Source organism: Pseudomonas rustica (assembly GCF_018336155.1).
GTDB classification, from domain to species: Bacteria; Pseudomonadota; Gammaproteobacteria; order Pseudomonadales; family Pseudomonadaceae; genus Aquipseudomonas; species Aquipseudomonas rustica.
This window is the reverse complement of sequence record NZ_JAGYHF010000003.1, coordinates 469,551-488,537: the sequence shown is the minus strand read 5'-3', so window position 1 is coordinate 488,537 and position 18,987 is coordinate 469,551. Positions and strand designations below refer to the sequence as shown.

Genomic DNA, 18,987 nt, shown 5'->3' with positions numbered 1-18,987 from the left:
TCCGGGAAAGTCCCGGATGGTAACAAAAGCGTTCGAGGGCGTCAGCCGTCAAGTTCCGAGAATCCCGTAAGGAAATGTGGCCCGATAAAACGCTCGGGCAACGGGAATTCATCGTGGTACTCGACCTGCACCAGATACAGGCCGTACGGATGCGCTGTCACCCCACCGGAGCGGCGCTCACGGCTTTCCAGCACTTCCTTCATCCACTCGACCGGCCGCTCGCCCGCACCGATGGTCATCAGGACGCCAGCGATGTTGCGCACCATGTGATGCAGGAAGGCGTTGGCGCGGATGTCGAGGACGATCATCTTGCCGTGGCGGGTGACGCGCAGGTGATGCATCTTCTTGATCGGCGACTTGGCCTGGCACTGACCGGCACGAAACGCGCTGAAATCATGGGTGCCGATCAAGTGCTGCGCGGCCTCGGCCATGCGCTCGACGTCGAGCGGACGATGGTTCCAGGTGATTTCTTCGTTGAGGTGCGCCGGACGGATCTGATCGTTGTAAATCACGTAGCGATAACGCCGGGCGATGGCTTTGAACCGCGCGTGGAAATGCGCCGGCATCACCCGCGCCCAACTGACGCTGATGTCGTGGGGCAGATTGATGTTGGCGCCCATGACCCAGGCTTTCAGCGAACGATCGACCGTGGTATCGAAATGTACCACTTGCCCGCAAGCATGCACGCCGGCGTCGGTACGCCCGGCGCACTGCAAGGAGACTGGCGAGTTGGCGACTTTCGACAGGGCTTTTTCGAGCTCTTCCTGCACCGTGGCCACACCCGTCAACTGGCGCTGCCAGCCGCTGTAGCGCGAGCCTTTGTATTCTACGCCCAGCGCAACGCGGTAAAAGCCGTCGGGGGCCATTTCGGCGACCGGGTTATCTATGTTTGCCAAGGTGGGACAGCCTGCTGTTTTTGCAAAGGCGGGCATTATAAGGCTGTGGATCAGGGATACCAGAGGTTCTCTGTCGCCTGTAACAATGCCTTCGCGAGCAAGCCCGCTCCCACAGGGGAATGCATTCCAAATGTGGGAGCGGGCTTGCTCGCGAAAGCGGAGGATCAGGCACCAGTGAAACCCGCACAAACAAAAACGGCAGCCTCTATGGGCTGCCGTTTCGTTTACCGCTGGACTGATTACAAGCTCGAAAGCATGTCCTTGGCCTCGCCCCGCTGCTTCTCGTCACCCTCGGTCAACACTTCGTTGAGGATGTCGCGCGCGCCGTCGCTGTCGCCCATGTCGATGTAGGCCTGAGCCAGATCAAGTTTGGTCGCCGCTTCGTCGGTGCCGGAGAGGAAGTCGAAATCGTCTTCGCCCAAATCAGCGTCCAGCGCCGCATCCGCCTCAGTAAACGTCGGCTCGGCGATGTTCTGCGACAGACGATCCAGTTCAGCGTTGACGTCATCCAGCTCCGCCGCGAACGCATCAGGCTCGGCCGGTGGATTGGAGTCCATCTCGTCCGCCAGCGACAGATCAAAATCGGCCGGCAATTCCAGATCGTCCTGCGGTACGTCAGCCACGACGGGCGGCTCAACCGGCGACAGGTCTTTCACGCCATCGTCCAGATCCAGCAGGAAGTCGTCTTCGGCCAGAGTGGCTGGCGACGGTTCGGCGCCGAGATCCAGATCCAGATCGAAGTCCGACAGGTCGTCGAGGTTTTCTTTGATGTCGGTCTGCTGTTGCAGCACCGATTCAAAGCTCAGATCGTCATCCGCCGGGAATTCGTCGAGTTCGGCCAGTGCTTCCGGCGCTTGCGGCTCAACAACAGGCGCAGGCTCGATCGGCGTGATGTTGTCGAGATCGTCCAGGCTCAGGTCAAACGCGCTGTCGAGATCATCTTCCGCCGGTGCCGGGGCAGCAGCAGGTGCTTCCGGCTCATCCAGCAGCAAATCTTTGACGTATTGCGCGTCCAATTCGGCAGCCACTGCAGCAGCGGCCAAGCCACCGGCAGCGACAAGGGCCATGGCCGGGAAGCGGCTTTTCAGCTCTTCGACCTTGGCGAAATTATCGCCATTGGCTACCAGTTGACGTTCCTGAGCGACGAACGCGTCGCGATCGCCCTGCTGACCGTAGACTTCCATCAGCTTCAGACGCAGATCACTGCGCTGCGGCTCGAGGCTAACACCCTCCTCCAGCAACGCCGCCGCCTGATTCAGGCGACCGGCATTGATGTGCGATTGCGCCTTGTCGAGGACGTCATCGGAACGCTCGGCGGCTGGAGAAACCAGCGGCGCCGCAATCGGCGTGGCCATGACCACTGGCGCAACGACCGCTGCCGGTGCAGGCGTTGGCGCCGGAGCCGGGGTATTGAGTGTGACGCTGGCGGCTGGTGTTTCCAGGCCTTCGAAGCTGCTTTCCGGCAGATCCTGTTCGGCGGAGAACTCTTGTTCTTCGGACAACGCACGCGCCATGCGCATGTGTTTCTCGGCTTCCTGCTGAGCTTTGCGGCGACGCGCCAGCAGCAACAGCAGAAGCAACAGAACCACCGCACCGCCACCGATCAGTCCCAACAGGACAGGATTGGTCAGCAGCTCGTTGAAGGTTTTCTCATCATCGACAACCGGTTTTGGCTCGGCAGTCGGCGCTACCGGCGCATCGACTGGCGGTGCAATCGCCGATTCCGGGGTTGGCGACGCAGCAGCTTCTGCTGGAGTCGCAGGCGGTGTCGCAGCCAAATCTGCAGTGATCGCAGGAACCGCTGGATTTGCAGCGTTAGTCGCTGGCGCAGCGCCCGAGCCTTCAGCCTGCAGCTTCGCCAGTTGATTGTTCTTCAGCTCGATCAGTTTTTGCAGCTTGTCCATCTGACTTTGCAGATCGGACACGCGGCTCTTCAATTCCTCGTTGTCGCGACGGGTCGTGTCGAGGCTTTCCTGCGTGACCGCCAGTTTGTTGCTCAGCGCCTTGGCATCGCCGGCCGGGCCCTTGCCGCGCGCCTTGGCGCTTTCGGCAGACACCAGGCTCAGATTGTCGCTGGTATTTGGCGCAGCGCCGCTATTGCCACGACCACGATTGGTCGCATCCAGCTGCTGCTGGCCAGTGCCAGGCTTGGCCGCGTAACGACGGCCCGAGCGCCAGGCATCGTTCTGCGCAGCGACTTCTGCAATGGCGGCGGCTTGTGGCAGCGCGGTGCTTTGTGTCGAATCCGGCAGACGCAGCACCTGACCGGTTTTCAAGCGGTTGATGTTGCCACCGATAAAGGCGTCCGGGTTCAGCGCCTGAATCGCCAGCATGGTCTGCTGCACCGAGCCGCCATTGCGCGCTTTCGCGGCGATTTCCCACAAGGTATCGCGGGCGGTCGTGGTGTATTGAGTCGAGTGCGTGGCGCCAGTGGTTGGCGCGGTGACGGTTTGCGACGGCGCCGATTGCGCAGCGGCATCAGCCGTCTGCGGCGAGAACTTCGACGGATCGAGCAGCACGCTGTAGTCGCGCAGCAGACGGCCGTTCGGCCACATCACCTGCACGAGGAATTTCACCATCGGCTCGGACAGCGGCTTGCTCGACGTGACGCGCAGTACGCTTTTGCCGCTGGCGTTGAGCACCGGGGTAAACGTCAGGTCATTGAGGAAGGCCTGGCGATCAACGCCGGCCTTGGCAAAATCTTCGGGTGAAGCCAGGCTCGGCACCACTTCGGCAGCGGTGAGATCCTTGACGTCGAGCAGCTCGATTTCAGCCACCAGCGGCTGGTTCAGGGTCGACTTCAGGGTCAGCTCCCCGAGCCCGAGGGCATGCGCCATACCGGAGGACAGCGCCGAGGCGGCCGCTATTGCTAACACCAGTTTGCGAACTTGAACCATAGCCTCATCCTTTGTTTGAACGTTCCTCGGCCAGCGAGAAGATATTGATTGTCGCTGCCGTAAGGCATTGCGCGCGACGACGACAGATGTCGCGCGCGATCATTTCTTTGATGCCCCGGAAAGTCCCGGAGGGTGATACGTTTTCAACTGCTCCGGGCAAGCATAGCGCTCACCTAGAATCAGTCGACAAATTGTTGCCAAGTATCTTTTACAGCAGGTCTTTTATCAACAATTCAGCCACCTGCACAGCGTTAAGGGCCGCGCCTTTGCGTACGTTATCTGACGTCAGCCACAGATTAAGTTCCGCCGGGTCGTCGACACCGCTGCGCACGCGCCCGACATAGACCACGTCCTGCCCTACTGCGTCACCAACCGCAGTCGGATAATCACCGGCCTCAACCAGCTCAATCCCCGGCGCCGCTTCGAGCGCCGCGTTGACCTTTTCCAGGTCGACGGCCTTCTTCGACTGCAAGGTCACGCTAAAGCTATCGCCAAAAAACACCGGGGCTTGAACGCAAGTTGCGGAAATCTTCAATAAAGGTTGCGCCAGCACCTGGCGCAGCTCGCGCACCAGACGTTTTTCCAGCAGCGTGTGCCCGTTCGCGTCCGGCGTGCCGACCTGAGCCAGCAGGTTGAACGCTACCTGTCGGTCAAAAAAGGTTGGCTCCAGCGGGCGCATGTTCAGCAGCTCGGCGGTTTGCCGCGCCAGCTCAGTCACCGCTTCGCGACCTTGCGCGGACATCGCCAGACTGGCGCTGACATTGACGTATTGCAGGTCGATCAGATCGAGCAACGGCGTCAATACCACCGCGAGCGTGGTGGCTGACGGGCTCGGGCTGCTGACCTGGAACGGCGCTTTCAGATTGGCGAGTACGGCGGCGTTGGCTTCGGGCACCACTTGCGGCGCCTGATCGGCCGGCAAGGCGCCGGACAAGTCGATCAACGAGCAACCGGCAGCGTGAGCGCGCGCCGCGTAACTCAGGGTGATGGCCGGGCCAGCGGCGAAAAACACCAGTTTGACCTTGCTGAAATCGAACTCGTCGACCTCACGCACGCGCACGTTTTTGTTGCGGAACAGCACCGAGCTGCCGGCGGATTCGCTGCTGGCCAGCAGGTGCAGGTTGCCGACCGGAAAGTCGCGCTCTTCGAGAATCTGTACGAGGGTTTCGCCGACAGTACCGGTGGCGCCGATTACGGCAATATCTAGGGTCTGGGTCATGGTGCGAGCCTCTGGCGAAACGGGGGGAGCGGCACTTTACCGGGTGACTGGCGCACAGGCAATTTCTGCCCACCCGGATCGTTCCCACGCTCCGCGTGGGAATGCCGCATCGGACGCTCCGCGTTCGGCTTGTAAAGGGACGCGGAGCGTCCCGGGAAGCATTCCCACGCAGAGCGTGGGAACGATCGGCATAAAAAAACCCGCACCTCTTTCAAGGCACGGGCTCTTTCATTGCTTCAAGCGATCAACGCTCGAGCAAAATACGCAACATGCGACGCAGCGGTTCGGCCGCGCCCCACAGCAGTTGGTCGCCAACGGTGAACGCGCCGAGGAACTGCGAGCCCATGTTCAGCTTGCGCAGACGGCCGACCGGCACATTCAGGGTGCCGGTGACCTTGGTCGGGCTCAGCTCCTGCATGCTGATATCGCGGTTGTTCGGCACCAGCTTGACCCAAGGGTTGTGCTGGCTGATCAGCCCTTCGATATCTGCGATCGGTACGTCTTTGTTCAGCTTGATGGTCAGCGCCTGGCTGTGGCAACGCATGGCGCCGATGCGCACGCAGATGCCGTCGACCGGGATCGGGCTCTTGAAGCGACCGAGGATCTTGTTGGTCTCGGCCTGAGCTTTCCACTCTTCACGGCTCTGGCCGTTCGGCAGTTCCTTGTCGATCCACGGGATCAGGCTGCCGGCCAACGGTACGCCGAAGTTTTCGGTCGGGTACGCTTCGCTGCGCATGGCATCAGCAACGCGACGGTCGATGTCGAGGATCGCGCTGGCCGGATCGGCCAGTTGATCAGCGACAGCGGCGTGGGTCGCGCCCATTTGCTTGATCAGTTCACGCATGTTCTGCGCGCCGGCACCGGAGGCCGCCTGATAGGTCATGGCGCTCATCCACTCGACCAGACCGGCTTCGAACAGACCGCCCAAGCCCATCAGCATAAGGCTGACAGTGCAGTTGCCGCCGATGTAGTTCTTGGTGCCCGCATCGAGCTGCTGATCGATGACCTTGCGGTTCACCGGATCAAGAATGATCACCGCGTCATCGTTCATGCGCAGGCTCGAAGCTGCGTCGATCCAGTAACCCTGCCAGCCCGCTTCGCGCAGTTTCGGGAACACTTCGCTGGTGTAGTCGCCGCCCTGGCAGGTCAGAATCACGTCGAGGGTCTTCAGCTCATCAATGCTGTAAGCATCCTTAAGCGGAGCAATGTCCTTGCCCACGGACGGGCCTTGGCCACCGACGTTGGAAGTGGTGAAAAACACCGGCTCGATTAGATCGAAATCCTGCTCTTCCAGCATCCGCTGCATGAGCACGGAACCGACCATTCCGCGCCAACCGATCAGACCTACACGTTTCATCGCAACTACACCTTCTTGAAAAGTGGGCCGCTGCTTTGTATTGAATTTCGCAGCGGGCCCGAGAGATTACAGATTCCGCAGCGCGGCGACTACTGCGTCGCCCATTTCCTGCGTACCGACTTTGGTGCAACCGGCCGAATAGATGTCGCCCGTGCGCAGACCCTGGTCGAGCACGACGCTGACGGCTTTTTCGATGGCATCAGCCGCATCCTGCAGATTGAAGCTGTAACGCAGCATCATCGAGACCGACAGAATGGTCGCCAACGGGTTGGCAATACCTTTGCCGGCGATGTCCGGAGCGGAACCGTGGCAAGGCTCGTACATGCCCTTGTTGTTGGTGTCCAGCGACGCCGACGGCAGCATGCCGATGGAACCGGTGAGCATCGATGCCTGATCGGACAGGATGTCGCCGAACATGTTGTCGGTGACGATCACGTCGAACTGCTTCGGCGCGCGCACCAGTTGCATCGCGGCGTTGTCGACGTACATGTGGCTCAGTTCGACCTGCGGGTAATCCTTGGCCACTTCTTCGACGATTTCACGCCACAGTTGGCTGGACGCCAGCACGTTGGCCTTGTCCACCGAGCAGAGTTTCTTGTTACGCACCATGGCCATGTCGAAACCGACGCGGGCGATGCGGCGGATTTCGCTTTCGCTGTACGGCAGCGTGTCGTAGGACTGACGCTCGCCGTTTTCCAGAGTACGGGTGCCGCGTGGCGCGCCGAAGTAGATGCCACCGGTCAGCTCGCGAACGATGAGGATGTCCAGACCGGCAACGATTTCCGGCTTCAGGCTCGAAGCCTCGGCCAGTTGCGGGTACAGAATCGCCGGACGCAGGTTGCCGAACAGGCCCAGTTGCGCACGGATTTTCAGCAGGCCGCGCTCAGGGCGGATATCACGTTCGATGGTGTCCCATTTCGGGCCACCGACGGCGCCCAGCAGTACGGCATCGGCAGCGCGGGCACGGTCGAGGGTTTCGTCGGCCAATGGCACGCCGTGCTTGTCGATGGCCGCGCCACCGATCAGGTCATGGCTCAGCTCGAAGCCCAGGCTGTATTTGTCGTTGGCCAGTTCCAGCACCTTGACCGCTTCGGCCATGATTTCCGGACCAATACCGTCACCTGGGAGAATCAGAATCTGCTTGCTCATGCTATCCTCGTGTCTTCAGTCGGTGCGCCGTTCAGGGCGCGCCCGGAAAAATTCTTAGCGCTCAGCCATCAATACGATTACATCTGTACTGAACGAGCCGTCGGCATCAATCTCAAAATATTCGCGCACTTCGTTGCCCATCGACTGCTGCAACTGGCGGATCGCGGCGCGCATCACTTCGGGTGTGCGCATGCGCTCAACCCAAGTGGTGTACTCCAGACGCAGGCGCTGACGCGCAGTGCTACGCACATGCAAACCGGCCTCGCTGACCTGGCGCAACCATTCAGCGGCAGAATAATCGCGCACATGGCTGGTGTCGCGCAGCACTTCGACGCTTTGCAGGTAAGTGTCGAACAACGGACTGCCCGGTGACAACACGTCAACGAACGCCGCCACACCGCCCGGCTTCAGCACCCGACGCACTTCGCGCAGGGCTACACCTAGATCGCTCCAGTGATGCGTCGAATAACGGCTGAACACGAAGTCGAACTCGCCATCGGCAAACGGCAGACGCTCGGCGGCACCGTTGACCGTGGCAATGTTGCCGATACCGCGATCAATCGCAGCGGCGGCGACCACGTCGAGCATTTGCTGCGACAGGTCGTAAGCGACCACTTCCTTGACCAGCGATGCCACGTGAAAACTGACGTGACCGGCGCCACAACCCAAGTCCAGCACACGAGCCTCGCCCTGCCCGGCCAGCTCCGCCTGTAGCAGCGCGAATTCGGTGCCTTGAGCGTGAACGGCGCTGCTCAGGTAGGCGGCGGCCTGCTCACCGAATTGCTTTTGTACGACCTGGGTGTGTTGGGCGGTGCTGGTCATGGTCACATCCTGTATTTGCGTTGTTTGGGCTGGCCCCTTCGCGAGCAGGCTCGCTCCCACATTTGAAATGCATTCCCCTGTGGGAGCGAGCCTGCTCGCGAAGGGGCCGGCCCTGACTACATCAATCCCAAATCTTGCTTATGCGTCGCGAAACAACCACGGCTGGCTAACCCGATGCCTGGCCTCAAACGTCGCAATCGCATCACCGTCCTGCAAGGTCAGCCCGATATCGTCCAGACCGTTCAACAGGCAATGCTTACGGAACGCATCAATCTCAAAGCTGTACACCTTGCCATTCGGGCTGGTCACGGTCTGTGCTTGCAGATCGACCTGCAATTGATAACCCGGCTCAGCCTCGACCTGCTTGAACAACTCATCAACCTCAGCGTCGCTCAAGATGATCGGCAGCAAGCCGTTTTTGAAGCTGTTGTTAAAGAAGATGTCGGCGTAGCTCGGCGCGATGATGCTGCGGAAACCGTATTCTTCCAGCGCCCATGGCGCGTGTTCACGGCTGGAGCCGCAACCGAAGTTCTCGCGGGCCAGCAACACGCTGGCGCCTTGATAACGCTCGGCGTTGAGGACGAAGTCCTTGTTCAGCGGACGCTTGGAGTTGTCCTGATACGGTTGCCCGACATCGAGGTAACGCCATTCATCGAACAGGTTCGGGCCGAAACCGGTGCGTTTGATCGACTTCAAAAACTGTTTCGGAATGATTTGGTCAGTGTCGACGTTGGCACGATCCAAAGGCGCGACAAGACCAGTGTGCTGGGTAAAAGCTTTCATGCTGCGCTCCTTAAATCAATTCGCGAACGTCGATGAAACGACCGTTCACCGCTGCCGCCGCCGCCATGGCCGGGCTGACGAGGTGGGTACGGCCACCGGCGCCCTGACGGCCTTCGAAGTTACGGTTGGAGGTCGAGGCGCAATGCTCGCCGGACTCCAAACGATCCGGGTTCATCGCCAGGCACATCGAGCAACCCGGCTCACGCCATTCGAAACCGGCTTCGAGGAAAATCTTGTCGAGACCTTCGGCCTCTGCCTGCGCCTTCACTAGACCCGAGCCCGGCACCACGATCGCTTGCTTGATGGTTGAAGCAACTTTACGGCCCTTGGCGATCACCGCCGCAGCACGCAAGTCTTCAATGCGCGAGTTGGTGCAGGAGCCGATAAACACGCGATCCAGTTGAATGTCGGTGATCGCCTGATTGGCGGTCAAACCCATGTATTTCAGGGCACGGACGATCGAGTCGCGTTTGACCAGATCCATCTCTTTGGCCGGATCCGGCACGTTCTGATCAACCGCCAAAACCATCTCAGGCGAAGTGCCCCAGCTGACTTGCGGCTTGATCTGCGTAGCGTCGAGCTCAACCAAGGTGTCGAACTTGGCGTCGGCGTCGGACACCAGGTCTTTCCAGGACTCGACGGCCATGTCCCATTCCGCGCCTTTCGGAGCAAATGGACGGCCCTTCACGTAGTCGACAGTCTTCTGATCCGCTGCCACCAAACCTACGCGGGCGCCGGCTTCGATGGACATGTTGCAGATGGTCATGCGGCCTTCAACGGACAAATCGCGGATCGCGCTGCCAGCGAATTCGATGGCGTGGCCGTTACCGCCGGCCGTGCCGATCTTGCGGATCACCGCGAGGACGATGTCCTTGGCGGTCACGCCGAACGGCAATTGCCCTTCAACGCGCACCAGCATGTTTTTCATTTTCTTGGCGACCAGGCACTGCGTGGCGAGCACGTGCTCGACTTCGGAGGTGCCGATACCGTGCGCCAAAGCGCCAAACGCGCCGTGGGTCGAGGTGTGCGAATCGCCGCAGACCACGGTCATACCCGGCAAGGTTGCGCCCTGCTCCGGGCTGATCACGTGGACGATGCCTTGGCGGACGTCGTTCATCTTGAACTCGACGATGCCGTATTCATCGCAGTTGTCGTCGAGGGTCTGAACCTGCAAGCGCGAGACCTGATCGGCAATGGCTTCGATGCCGCCCTTGCGCTCTGGGGTGGTCGGTACGTTGTGATCCGGGGTCGCGATGTTGGCATCAATGCGCCAAGGCTTGCGCCCGGCCAGACGCAGACCTTCAAAGGCTTGCGGCGAAGTCACTTCGTGAATGATGTGACGATCGATGTAGATCAGCGCCGAGCCATCGTCGCGCTGCTTGACCAAATGCGAATCCCAGAGCTTGTCGTAGAGCGTTTTGCCGGCCATCAGACGGTTCCTCATCAGCTTGTTTCTATGCCCCGGGCCTTGAACGTTTCAATAACCCTTTGGCTTGTGAGGTCGATCCTATGGGGTTACATTAAATAACTCAAATTCATATTTTTTATGCTTTGGATAACCAACTGGAATACCACCATGGATCTGGCCAACCTCAACGCTTTTATCGCCATCGCCGAGACCGGCAGCTTCTCCGGCGCCGGCGAACGGTTGCACCTGACGCAGCCGGCCATCAGCAAACGTATCGCCGGTTTGGAGCAGCAACTGAAGGTGCGTCTGTTTGATCGCCTCGGCCGGGAAGTCGGCCTGACCGAAGCCGGCCGCGCCCTGCTGCCACGGGCCTACCAGATTCTCAATGTGCTCGATGACACCCGCCGCGCGCTGACCAACCTGACCGGCGAAGTCAGCGGCCGGCTGACCCTGGCGACCAGTCACCACATCGGCCTGCACCGTTTGCCGCCGCTATTAAGGGAGTTCACCCGCCGTTACCCACAGGTCGCGCTGGATATTCAGTTCCTCGATTCGGAAGTGGCCTACGAAGAAATTCTCCATGGCCGCGCCGAGTTGGCGGTGATCACCCTGGCGCCAGAGCCGCATGCGCTGGTCAAAGCCACGCCAGTGTGGGACGACCCGCTGGATTTCGTGGTCGCCCCAGAGCATTCGCTGATCAGCAACGGCGCCGTCAGCCTGGCGGACATTGCCGGCCATCCGGCGGTTTTCCCCGGCGGCAACACATTTACTCACCATATTGTCCAACGACTGTTCGAGGCTCAGGGCCTGACGCCGAACATCGCCATGAGCACCAACTATCTGGAAACCATCAAGATGATGGTCTCGATCGGCCTGGCTTGGAGCGTTCTGCCGCGCACGATGCTCGATGATCAAGTGGCAAGCATCGCTTTGCCGGGCATACAGCTGCGGCGCCAGCTAGGCTATATCTTGCACACTGAACGGACGCTATCGAACGCGGCGCGCGCCTTTATGGCCTTGCTGGACGCACAAATCGATCTGCCAGGGACTCTCGGCTGACTTGTGCTACTCCTATAGAGCCGCGTTTCCCTGTGCCTAACGCATAAACCAGCTCAAGGCCCGTAACCAATGCCGAAATCTGTTGACCGTATCCCGCCGATGCCGCGCATTCAGGCAATTGATCCACGGCATTCCGAGCAGAGCTGGGAAAGTGCGCCGCAATTGCTCGCGGCGCTCAACGGCGCCCGACTCGGCGCCTGGTATTGGGACATCGAGCGCGGGCAGATCAGTTGGTCGCGGGGCACGCAGGCATTGTTCGGCTTCGATCCACGCCAGCCGCTGCCGGCCGACCTTGAATACCTCGATTTATTGCCTCCGGAAGACCGCGCGAAAACCGTGCGCGCCTTCCACGCGGTGATTGCCGGTGCGCCGCTGGAGCAAGCGATGCACCACCGCATCCAATGGCCTGACGGCAGCCTGCACTGGCTGGAGATCAGCGGGAGTCTGCTGCCGGACAAAAACGGCCGCCCCCGAATGATCGGGGTGATTCGCGAAATCACCCACCAGCGCCAACGCGAGCAAGCGCTGAGCAGCTCGGAGAAACGTTTCGCCACGCTATTTCACCTATGTCCCAACATGGTTTTGCTCACCCGTCAGGAAGACGGACTGATCAGCGAGGCCAATCAGTATTTTGAAAGCCTGTTCGGCTGGCCGGTACAGAGCGCCATCGGCCGCACCACGCTGGAACTCGGTTTGTGGGTGCATCCCGAACAACGCGCCGAACTGGTCAAAAAGACCAACACCAAAGGCGAACTGATCGCCATGGAAGTGCAGTTCCGTGCGAGCAACGGCCAAATCCACGACGGCATTCTCAGCGCGCAGAAGGTCGAACTGGAAGGCCAACCCTATCTGCTCAGCACCTTCCTCGACACCACCGAACGCAAAGCTGCCGAGCACGCGCTGAAGGACAGCCAGGAACGTCTCGACCTCGCGCTGGACTCGGCGCAACTCGGCACGTGGGACTGGCACATCCCCAGCGGCATGCTTTACGGCTCGGCGCGCGCCGCGCAGTTACACGGGCTTGAAGCGAAACCGTTCCATGAATCGTTTGACGAGTTTTTCGAAGGCGTGCCCGGCGAAGAACGCGACAGCATGCGCGACGCCTACCGCAGCCTGCGCGAAGGCCCGGCAGGCAATTATCAACTGACCTATCGCGTGCAACTGCCGGACGGCAGCTCGCGCTATCTGGAAAGCCGCGCCCGCCTCTACCGCGACGACAACGGCGCGCCGCTGCGCATGGCCGGCACGTTGCTCGACATCACCGATCAGGTTGAGCGAGAGCAGCGCTTGGTCGCCTCAGAAGAAAAATTCGCCACGCTGTTCCAGGTCAGCCCCGACCCGATCTGCGTCACGCGCCAGGACAGCGGCGAGTTCATCGAGATCAATAACAGCTTTACCCAGACTTTCGGCTGGAGTGCCGGCGACGTAATCGGCCACACCGCCGAAGAAATCGGCCTGTGGGACGCTTCGGCAAAAAGTCTGCAACGCATCGAGCGGGTGATCCGCGAACAGGGCCTGAGCAACGTCGCGATCATCGTCCAGCACAAGGACGGCCAGTCGCTGACTTGCGTGATTTCCAGTCGGCAGATCAGCGTCGGCGATCAACCGTGCATCGTCACCACCCTGCGCGACATTACTCAGCAACAACGTTCAGAGGCTGCACTGAAGGCCAGCGAAGAGAAATTCGCCAAGGCGTTTCACTCAAGCCCCGACGCGATCACCATCACCGAACGTGATTCCGGGCGCTATCTGGAAGTTAACGACGGTTTCTGCCGCCTCACCGGTTATCGCGCTGAAGAGGTCGTCGGTAAAACCGTGTATCAGGTCGGCATCTGGGCCGAGGAGAAACAGCGCTCGGCGCTACTCGCCGAGTTACAAATCAAGGGCCGCGTCCACCATCAGGAAATGCTTGGGCGCAACAAGCGCGGGGAAATGCTCACGGTCGAAGTTTCGGTCGAACCGATCACCCTCAACGAAACCGCGTGCCTGCTGCTGACCGCCCGCGACGTCAGTCTGCTGAAAAATGCCGAAGCACAAATTCGCCATCTGGCTTATCACGACCCACTGACCAACCTGCCCAACCGCGCCTTGCTGATGGATCGCCTGAGCCAGCAGATCGCCCTGCTCAAGCGCCACAACCTGCGCGGTGCGCTGCTGTTTCTCGACCTCGATCACTTTAAACACATCAATGATTCCCTCGGCCATCCCGTCGGCGACACGGTGTTGAAGATCATCACCGCGCGCCTCGAAGCCAGCGTGCGCATGGAAGACACGGTCGCGCGCCTCGGTGGCGATGAGTTCGTGGTGCTGCTCAGCGGTCTGGAAGGTTCGCGCAACGAAGTCAGTGCGCAAGTGCGCGAACTGGCCGACACCATCCGCGAATTGCTTTCGGAACCGATGTTCCTCGATGGCCAGCGTCTGCAAGTAACGCCGAGCATCGGTGTGGCGCTGATTCCCGATCACGGTTCAACCCCGACCGACCTGCTCAAACGCGCCGACATCGCGCTGTATCGGGCCAAGGATTCCGGGCGCAACACCACGCAGATGTACCACAACACCATGCAGAAAGCCGCCAGCGAGCGGCTGCGCATGGAGACCGATTTGCGTCTGGCGCTATCGCGCGGTGAATTCAACGTGCACTTCCAGCCGCAGATCGATGCCCGCAACAACCAGATCATCGGCGCCGAAGCGCTGGTGCGCTGGAACCACCCGGAACTCGGCGCGCAATCGCCCACCGAATTCATCAAGGTTCTGGAAGACAGCGGGCTGATTCTCGAAGTCGGCACGTGGATCCTCGACGAAGCCTGCGACGCCTTCAAACAGCTGATCGGACTGAAACTGGTCGACCCGCTCAACTTCAGCCTGTGCGTGAACATCAGCCCGCGTCAGTTCCGCCAGAACGACTTCGTCGAACGCATCGAACACAGCATGATCAGCCACGGCTTGCCCTGCTCGCTGCTGAAACTGGAAATCACCGAAGGCATCGTCATCCAGAACCTGGAAGACACCATCAGCAAAATGCGTCGCCTGAAAAAACTCGGCGTGAGCTTCGCCATGGACGATTTCGGCACAGGGTATTCGTCGCTGACGTACCTCAAGCGCTTGCCGGTGGACACGCTGAAAATCGATCAGTCGTTTATCCGTGATGCGACGACGGATCCGAACGATGCCGAGATCATCCGCGCTATCGTGGCGATGGCGCGCAGTCTGGAGCTGGAGGTGATCGCCGAAGGGGTGGAGACGCCGGAGCAGTTGGCGTTTTTGCAGGGATTAGGTTGCCATTTGTATCAGGGTTATCTGCACAGCCGGCCGGTGGCACTGGATGATTTGAAGGTGTTGCTGGAATAGCGGACACAAAAAAGGGCGCCGTTGGCGCCCTTTTCATTGCTCGGCTTACTGCAACGCCGGCTTCTGCCCCCCATTGATCGGGATGCGTTTGGCTTTCGCTTCTTCCGGAATCACGCGCAGCAGGTCGATGCTCAGCAGGCCGTTGCTCAGATCCGCTGCCTTGATCTCGATGTGATCGGCGAGGCGGAAGGACAGCTTGAAAGCACGCTGGGCAATGCCCTGATGCAGGAAGGTCACGCCTTCGTTGGCATCACGCTTGCCGCCACTGATGGTCAGCACACCTTTCTCGACTTGCAGTTCCAGGTCTTCTTCCTGGAAACCGGCTGCCGCTACGACGATGCGGTATTGGTCGTCACCGTGTTTTTCTACGTTGTAAGGTGGGTAGCTGCTGCCTGGCTCATTGCGCAGGGCGGTTTCGAACAGGTCGTTGAAACGGTCGAAGCCCACCGAGGAACGGAACAGTGGCGCGAGGGAAAATGCAGTACTCATGGTTCAAATCTCCTGAAAACAATCAGCAAGTTTTTTTGACTCCGCGACCCGAATTCGGCATCGCGTAACCCCTAGATAGGGATCGCTGATTTGTTTTCAAGAGACTATTTGCAGATTTTTTTCAGGCCGCTTCGGCAACCGGCAAACCCAGCAAACGCGAAACATGATCCGGCTCAGTCTCACGGCGCAGCACGGTAAACAGTTCGGTCGCCTCAGGATAATTGCGCGTCAGCATCGCCAGCCATTGCTTCAAACGGCCCGGCGATTGGCGAGCGGTCATCTGTGCTTTGGCTCGCAACCAGAAGTCCTGAATCAGCGGCATCAGTTCCGCCCAAGTCATCTCGACGACTTCTTCACCGGCACGGGCAGCGGCGATTTGTTTGGCCAGATCCGGGCGCGACACCAGACCGCGACCGAGCATGATGTCTTCGACGCCACTGATTTCGCGGCAACGGCGCCAGTCTTCGACGCTCCAGATATCGCCATTGGCGAACACCGGCACCTTTACCACGTCCTGCACGCGCGGGATCCACTCCCAGTGCGCCGGCGGTTTGTAGCCATCCATTTTGGTTCGCGCGTGAACCACGATGTGTTCGGCGCCGCCTTCGGCCAATGCCGTGGCGCATACCAGCGAGCCGTCCGGGCTGTCAAAGCCGAGGCGCATTTTCGCGGTCACCGGAATGTGCGCAGGCACGGCACGACGGACGTGTTCGACGATTTGGTTGAGCAACTCGGGCTCTTTCAGCAGCACCGCGCCGCCACGGGATTTGTTCACGGTTTTGGCCGGGCAGCCGAAGTTGAGGTCGATCACTTCGGAGCCGAGCTCGCAGGCCAGCGCAGCGTTTTCCGCCAGGCACACCGGGTCGGAACCGAGCAATTGCACGCGCAGGGGCACGCCGGAAGCGGTGCGGGCGCCGTTGAGCAGCTCGGGGCCGAACTTGTGGAAGTACGCTGGGGTGAGCAACTGGTCGTTGACCCGAATAAATTCGGTCACGCACCAGTCGATGCCGCCAACGCGGGTCAGCACGTCGCGGAGGATGTCGTCGACCAACCCCTCCATGGGCGCCAGAGCAATTTGCATGGGGAAAACACTACTTAAGGAAAAAACGTGCGGCAGTTTACTGGATATCGCGGGAAACCGCAGATCCCTTGTAGGAGCTGCCGAAGGCTGCGATCTTTTGATGTTGTTTTTTATAATCAAGATCAAAAGATCGCAGCCTGCGGCAGCTCCTACAGGGATCGGGTCAGGCTGGGGTCAGGATCGCAGGGCCATAGCCTTCGATAAACTCGGCCGGCATGCGCTTGGGTTTGCCGGTGGACAGCTCGATGCAGACAAACGTGGTTTGCGCGCGCAACAGCGTGGTGTTGTCGCTCGGGCGGATCAACTGAAAGTGCCGGGTCATCTTCAAGCGCTGATCCCAATCGACAATCCACGTTGCCAGCTGCAACTCATCGCCTTCATAAGCCGCTGCCAGATAATCGATTTCGTGGCGCACCACGGCCATCGCCCGATCCAGTCGCCGATATTCAACCAGATCCAGCCCCAGACGCTGCGAGTGGCGCCAGGCACAGCGCTCGAGCCAAGTCACGTAGACCGCGTTGTTCGCGTGGCCCAGCCCGTCGATGTCTTCGGCACCTACTTGCAGATCAATGGTAAACGGCGTTGCCCGATCCCAGCCCATGCCCCACTCCCGGTCAGTTATTCAACCGGGGCAGTGTAACGGAGCTCACGCCGATTGGCGTGCCTGAAGGCTACGGCCGGCGAGCAGTGATAACACCCCATCAATCACGCGCGGGTCGGCGAGCACACGCTGATGGCCACCGCCCTCAAGGCGCAGCAGACGGCTGTCGAACCAGGATTCGTGGATCAGTTGCGACTCTTTGACCGAGACGAAATTGTCGTCCTCGGCATGCACGATCAGGCCCGGCATATCCAGTTGATAGTGGGCAACGTCAAGGGTCGCGGCGCGCATGCCGACGTCCTGCTCGACCTGACGAATGAAGGCGGAACGTGCTCGCGGTGGCATGCCCATGTAGCGAGCGAATCCGCGCAACACACCAAGAATGCGCGCCGGCGCGGCGATGCTGACAAGGGTTTCGGTGCGCAAGCCCAATTGCACGGCGAGCATCGCGCTGGCGCCGCCCATGGAGTGACCGATGACCGCTTGCAGCGGCGGCAATTCGGCAGCGGCTTCGAGCATGGCGCGGGCGAACAGGACGACGTTGGCTTCACGCCCCGGTGAGCGGCCGTGTGCCGGGCCATCGAGCGCAACGACGGTGTAACCGGCATCGACGAGCGCCGTGATCAACGCGGCGAACTGGGTGGGCCGCCCTTCCCAGCCGTGCATCAGCAGCACCGCAGGGCCTTGGCCCCAGCGCAATGCCGAGAGGCCAAAACGCAAGGTGATGCGCTCGGCACTGGCCAACATCGGCAATTCCCAATCACGCAGTGGCAACGCGCGCGGCGTCATGAACGCCAGACGCATTTTGCTCGCCACTAATTTCGGTGCAAACCAGCCTAAGGTGCCATTAACGCCACGAACCCATTTCAACGTGCTCATCGCTCTCTCCTCAGGCGTGTTGCCTTCAGGTCAACGCACCGCCGACTTGGCAGCGCGCAGCAATCGATCGGATAAATCTCCAGGGCCGAGCGCTCTTGCGAGGGCCAGGCCACCCACCATCAAGGCCACATCAGCCAGGGCTTTGTCGGTGTCCTCAGGGCTGGACGCCAACTGCGCAATCATCAATTCCAGGTGTTCGTTCAGCGCGATGCGGAACGATTCCGGCAGACGCCCCAACTCACCGATCGACGCCGGAATCGGGCAGGCCGCTTCGCTGGAATCACGGTGCTTGCGCGACAGGTAGAACGCAGCCACCAGCGCGCGGCGTTCTTCACCGGTCAGTTCGGCATCCATGTCGGCAATCAGGTCGCGGCGGCGGCCAAGCAGCTGTTTGAACGCTTCGAGCATCATCGCGTCCTTGCTTTCGAAGTGCGCGTAGAAGCCGCCAACCGTCAGGCCGGCTGCACCCATCACTTCGCCCACGCTAGGGTCTGCCGGGCCGCGCTGGATCAGTGCAGCGCTGGCAGCCTTGAGGATGCGTTCGCGGGTTTGAGCTTTTTTATCGTTCATCGTTGCCTCCGAATATTACGACTAGAATATTATTCGCATAATAATATTCTGCAAGTCAAGGATATGACCGCTGGTCTGAAGCACAGTTTAGGAAATAGGAGAATTGGCCAAACGCCAGACAAACAAAAGGGCCATTCAATAATTGAATGACCCTTATAAAATCCCGCAGAGCGGGTAATCGTGGCGTCCCCTAGGGGACTCGAACCCCTGTTACCGCCGTGAAAGGGCGGTGTCCTAGGCCACTAGACGAAGGGGACACAAACCTTCTATACAACTGATCAGTGCTGAGTGCTGATCGATTCAAGGCCGGTGTGGCCAGACCTTGAACTGTAAAATTGGTGGAGCTTAGCGGGATCGAACCGCTGACCTCCTGCATGCCATGCAGGCGCTCTCCCAGCTGAGCTAAAGCCCCGATTTATCGCCTCGCGG

The 18,987-nt window shown here is 60.2% G+C and carries 15 protein-coding genes and 2 tRNA genes; 2 read left to right on the top strand and 15 right to left on the bottom strand.

The window, feature by feature from the left end; all coding sequences use genetic code 11:
- Positions 1-41: 41 nt before the first annotated feature.
- From truA to leuC, 8 genes are all read right to left on the bottom strand, one after another.
- Positions 42-866 (bottom strand): tRNA pseudouridine(38-40) synthase TruA, encoded by an 825-nt coding sequence (gene truA / locus KFS80_RS07690; RefSeq protein WP_077571926.1) that lies wholly within the window; start codon positions 864-866, stop codon positions 42-44.
- A 269-nt stretch (positions 867-1,135) separates the two neighbouring features.
- On the bottom strand, positions 1,136-3,793 hold the full coding sequence (locus KFS80_RS07685; RefSeq protein ID WP_212544408.1) for a motility hub landmark protein FimV: 2,658 nt from the start codon (positions 3,791-3,793) through the stop codon (positions 1,136-1,138).
- 208 nt (positions 3,794-4,001) lie between these two features.
- Complete coding sequence (locus KFS80_RS07680; protein WP_159812954.1) at positions 4,002-5,012, bottom strand: aspartate-semialdehyde dehydrogenase; 1,011 nt, start codon at positions 5,010-5,012, stop codon at positions 4,002-4,004.
- A 244-nt stretch (positions 5,013-5,256) separates the two neighbouring features.
- Positions 5,257-6,369, bottom strand: a complete 1,113-nt coding sequence (asd, locus tag KFS80_RS07675; protein ID WP_008083209.1) for an aspartate-semialdehyde dehydrogenase — start codon at positions 6,367-6,369, stop codon at positions 5,257-5,259.
- Between the two features lie 66 nt (positions 6,370-6,435).
- Positions 6,436-7,518 (bottom strand): 3-isopropylmalate dehydrogenase, encoded by a 1,083-nt coding sequence (gene leuB / locus KFS80_RS07670; RefSeq protein WP_212544407.1) that lies wholly within the window; start codon positions 7,516-7,518, stop codon positions 6,436-6,438.
- Positions 7,519-7,572: 54 nt separating this feature from the next.
- Positions 7,573-8,340 carry a class I SAM-dependent methyltransferase gene (locus KFS80_RS07665; protein ID WP_212544406.1) on the bottom strand — a complete coding sequence of 256 codons (768 nt, stop codon included), beginning with the start codon at positions 8,338-8,340 and terminating at the stop codon, positions 7,573-7,575.
- A 138-nt stretch (positions 8,341-8,478) separates the two neighbouring features.
- Positions 8,479-9,123, bottom strand: a complete 645-nt coding sequence (leuD, locus tag KFS80_RS07660) for a 3-isopropylmalate dehydratase small subunit (protein ID WP_053118928.1) — start codon at positions 9,121-9,123, stop codon at positions 8,479-8,481.
- A gap of 10 nt (positions 9,124-9,133) precedes the next feature.
- A complete protein-coding gene (gene leuC / locus KFS80_RS07655) occupies positions 9,134-10,552 on the bottom strand; it encodes a 3-isopropylmalate dehydratase large subunit (protein ID WP_212544405.1) in 1,419 nt (472 codons plus the stop codon).
- Positions 10,553-10,699: 147 nt separating this feature from the next.
- On the opposite strand from leuC, the gene KFS80_RS07650 reads away from it, so the two are divergent.
- Together KFS80_RS07650 and KFS80_RS07645 are read left to right on the top strand one after the other, a co-directional pair.
- Positions 10,700-11,590 (top strand): LysR family transcriptional regulator, encoded by an 891-nt coding sequence (locus tag KFS80_RS07650; protein WP_053118923.1) that lies wholly within the window; start codon positions 10,700-10,702, stop codon positions 11,588-11,590.
- Between the two features lie 69 nt (positions 11,591-11,659).
- Entirely contained in the window at positions 11,660-14,938 is a 3,279-nt protein-coding gene (locus KFS80_RS07645; protein ID WP_053118921.1) for a sensor domain-containing protein, read from the top strand.
- A gap of 45 nt (positions 14,939-14,983) precedes the next feature.
- Here KFS80_RS07645 and KFS80_RS07640 read toward each other — a convergent pair whose 3' ends face one another.
- The 7 genes from KFS80_RS07640 to KFS80_RS07610 all read right to left on the bottom strand — a co-directional run bounded on the left by KFS80_RS07640 (position 14,984) and on the right by KFS80_RS07610 (position 18,970).
- Positions 14,984-15,427 (bottom strand): Hsp20 family protein, encoded by a 444-nt coding sequence (locus tag KFS80_RS07640; protein ID WP_159812944.1) that lies wholly within the window; start codon positions 15,425-15,427, stop codon positions 14,984-14,986.
- 121 nt (positions 15,428-15,548) lie between these two features.
- On the bottom strand, positions 15,549-16,508 hold the full coding sequence (locus KFS80_RS07635) for a tRNA dihydrouridine synthase (protein WP_212544404.1): 960 nt from the start codon (positions 16,506-16,508) through the stop codon (positions 15,549-15,551).
- A gap of 163 nt (positions 16,509-16,671) precedes the next feature.
- Positions 16,672-17,109, bottom strand: a complete 438-nt coding sequence (locus tag KFS80_RS07630; RefSeq protein ID WP_053118910.1) for an acyl-CoA thioesterase — start codon at positions 17,107-17,109, stop codon at positions 16,672-16,674.
- A 45-nt stretch (positions 17,110-17,154) separates the two neighbouring features.
- Entirely contained in the window at positions 17,155-17,988 is an 834-nt protein-coding gene (locus KFS80_RS07625; RefSeq protein ID WP_212544403.1) for an alpha/beta fold hydrolase, read from the bottom strand.
- 30 nt (positions 17,989-18,018) lie between these two features.
- Entirely contained in the window at positions 18,019-18,558 is a 540-nt protein-coding gene (locus KFS80_RS07620) for a TetR/AcrR family transcriptional regulator (RefSeq protein WP_053118906.1), read from the bottom strand.
- A 181-nt stretch (positions 18,559-18,739) separates the two neighbouring features.
- A tRNA-Glu gene (locus KFS80_RS07615) sits at positions 18,740-18,815 on the bottom strand.
- 79 nt (positions 18,816-18,894) lie between these two features.
- Positions 18,895-18,970 (bottom strand) — tRNA-Ala (locus KFS80_RS07610).
- Positions 18,971-18,987 lie beyond the last annotated feature (17 nt).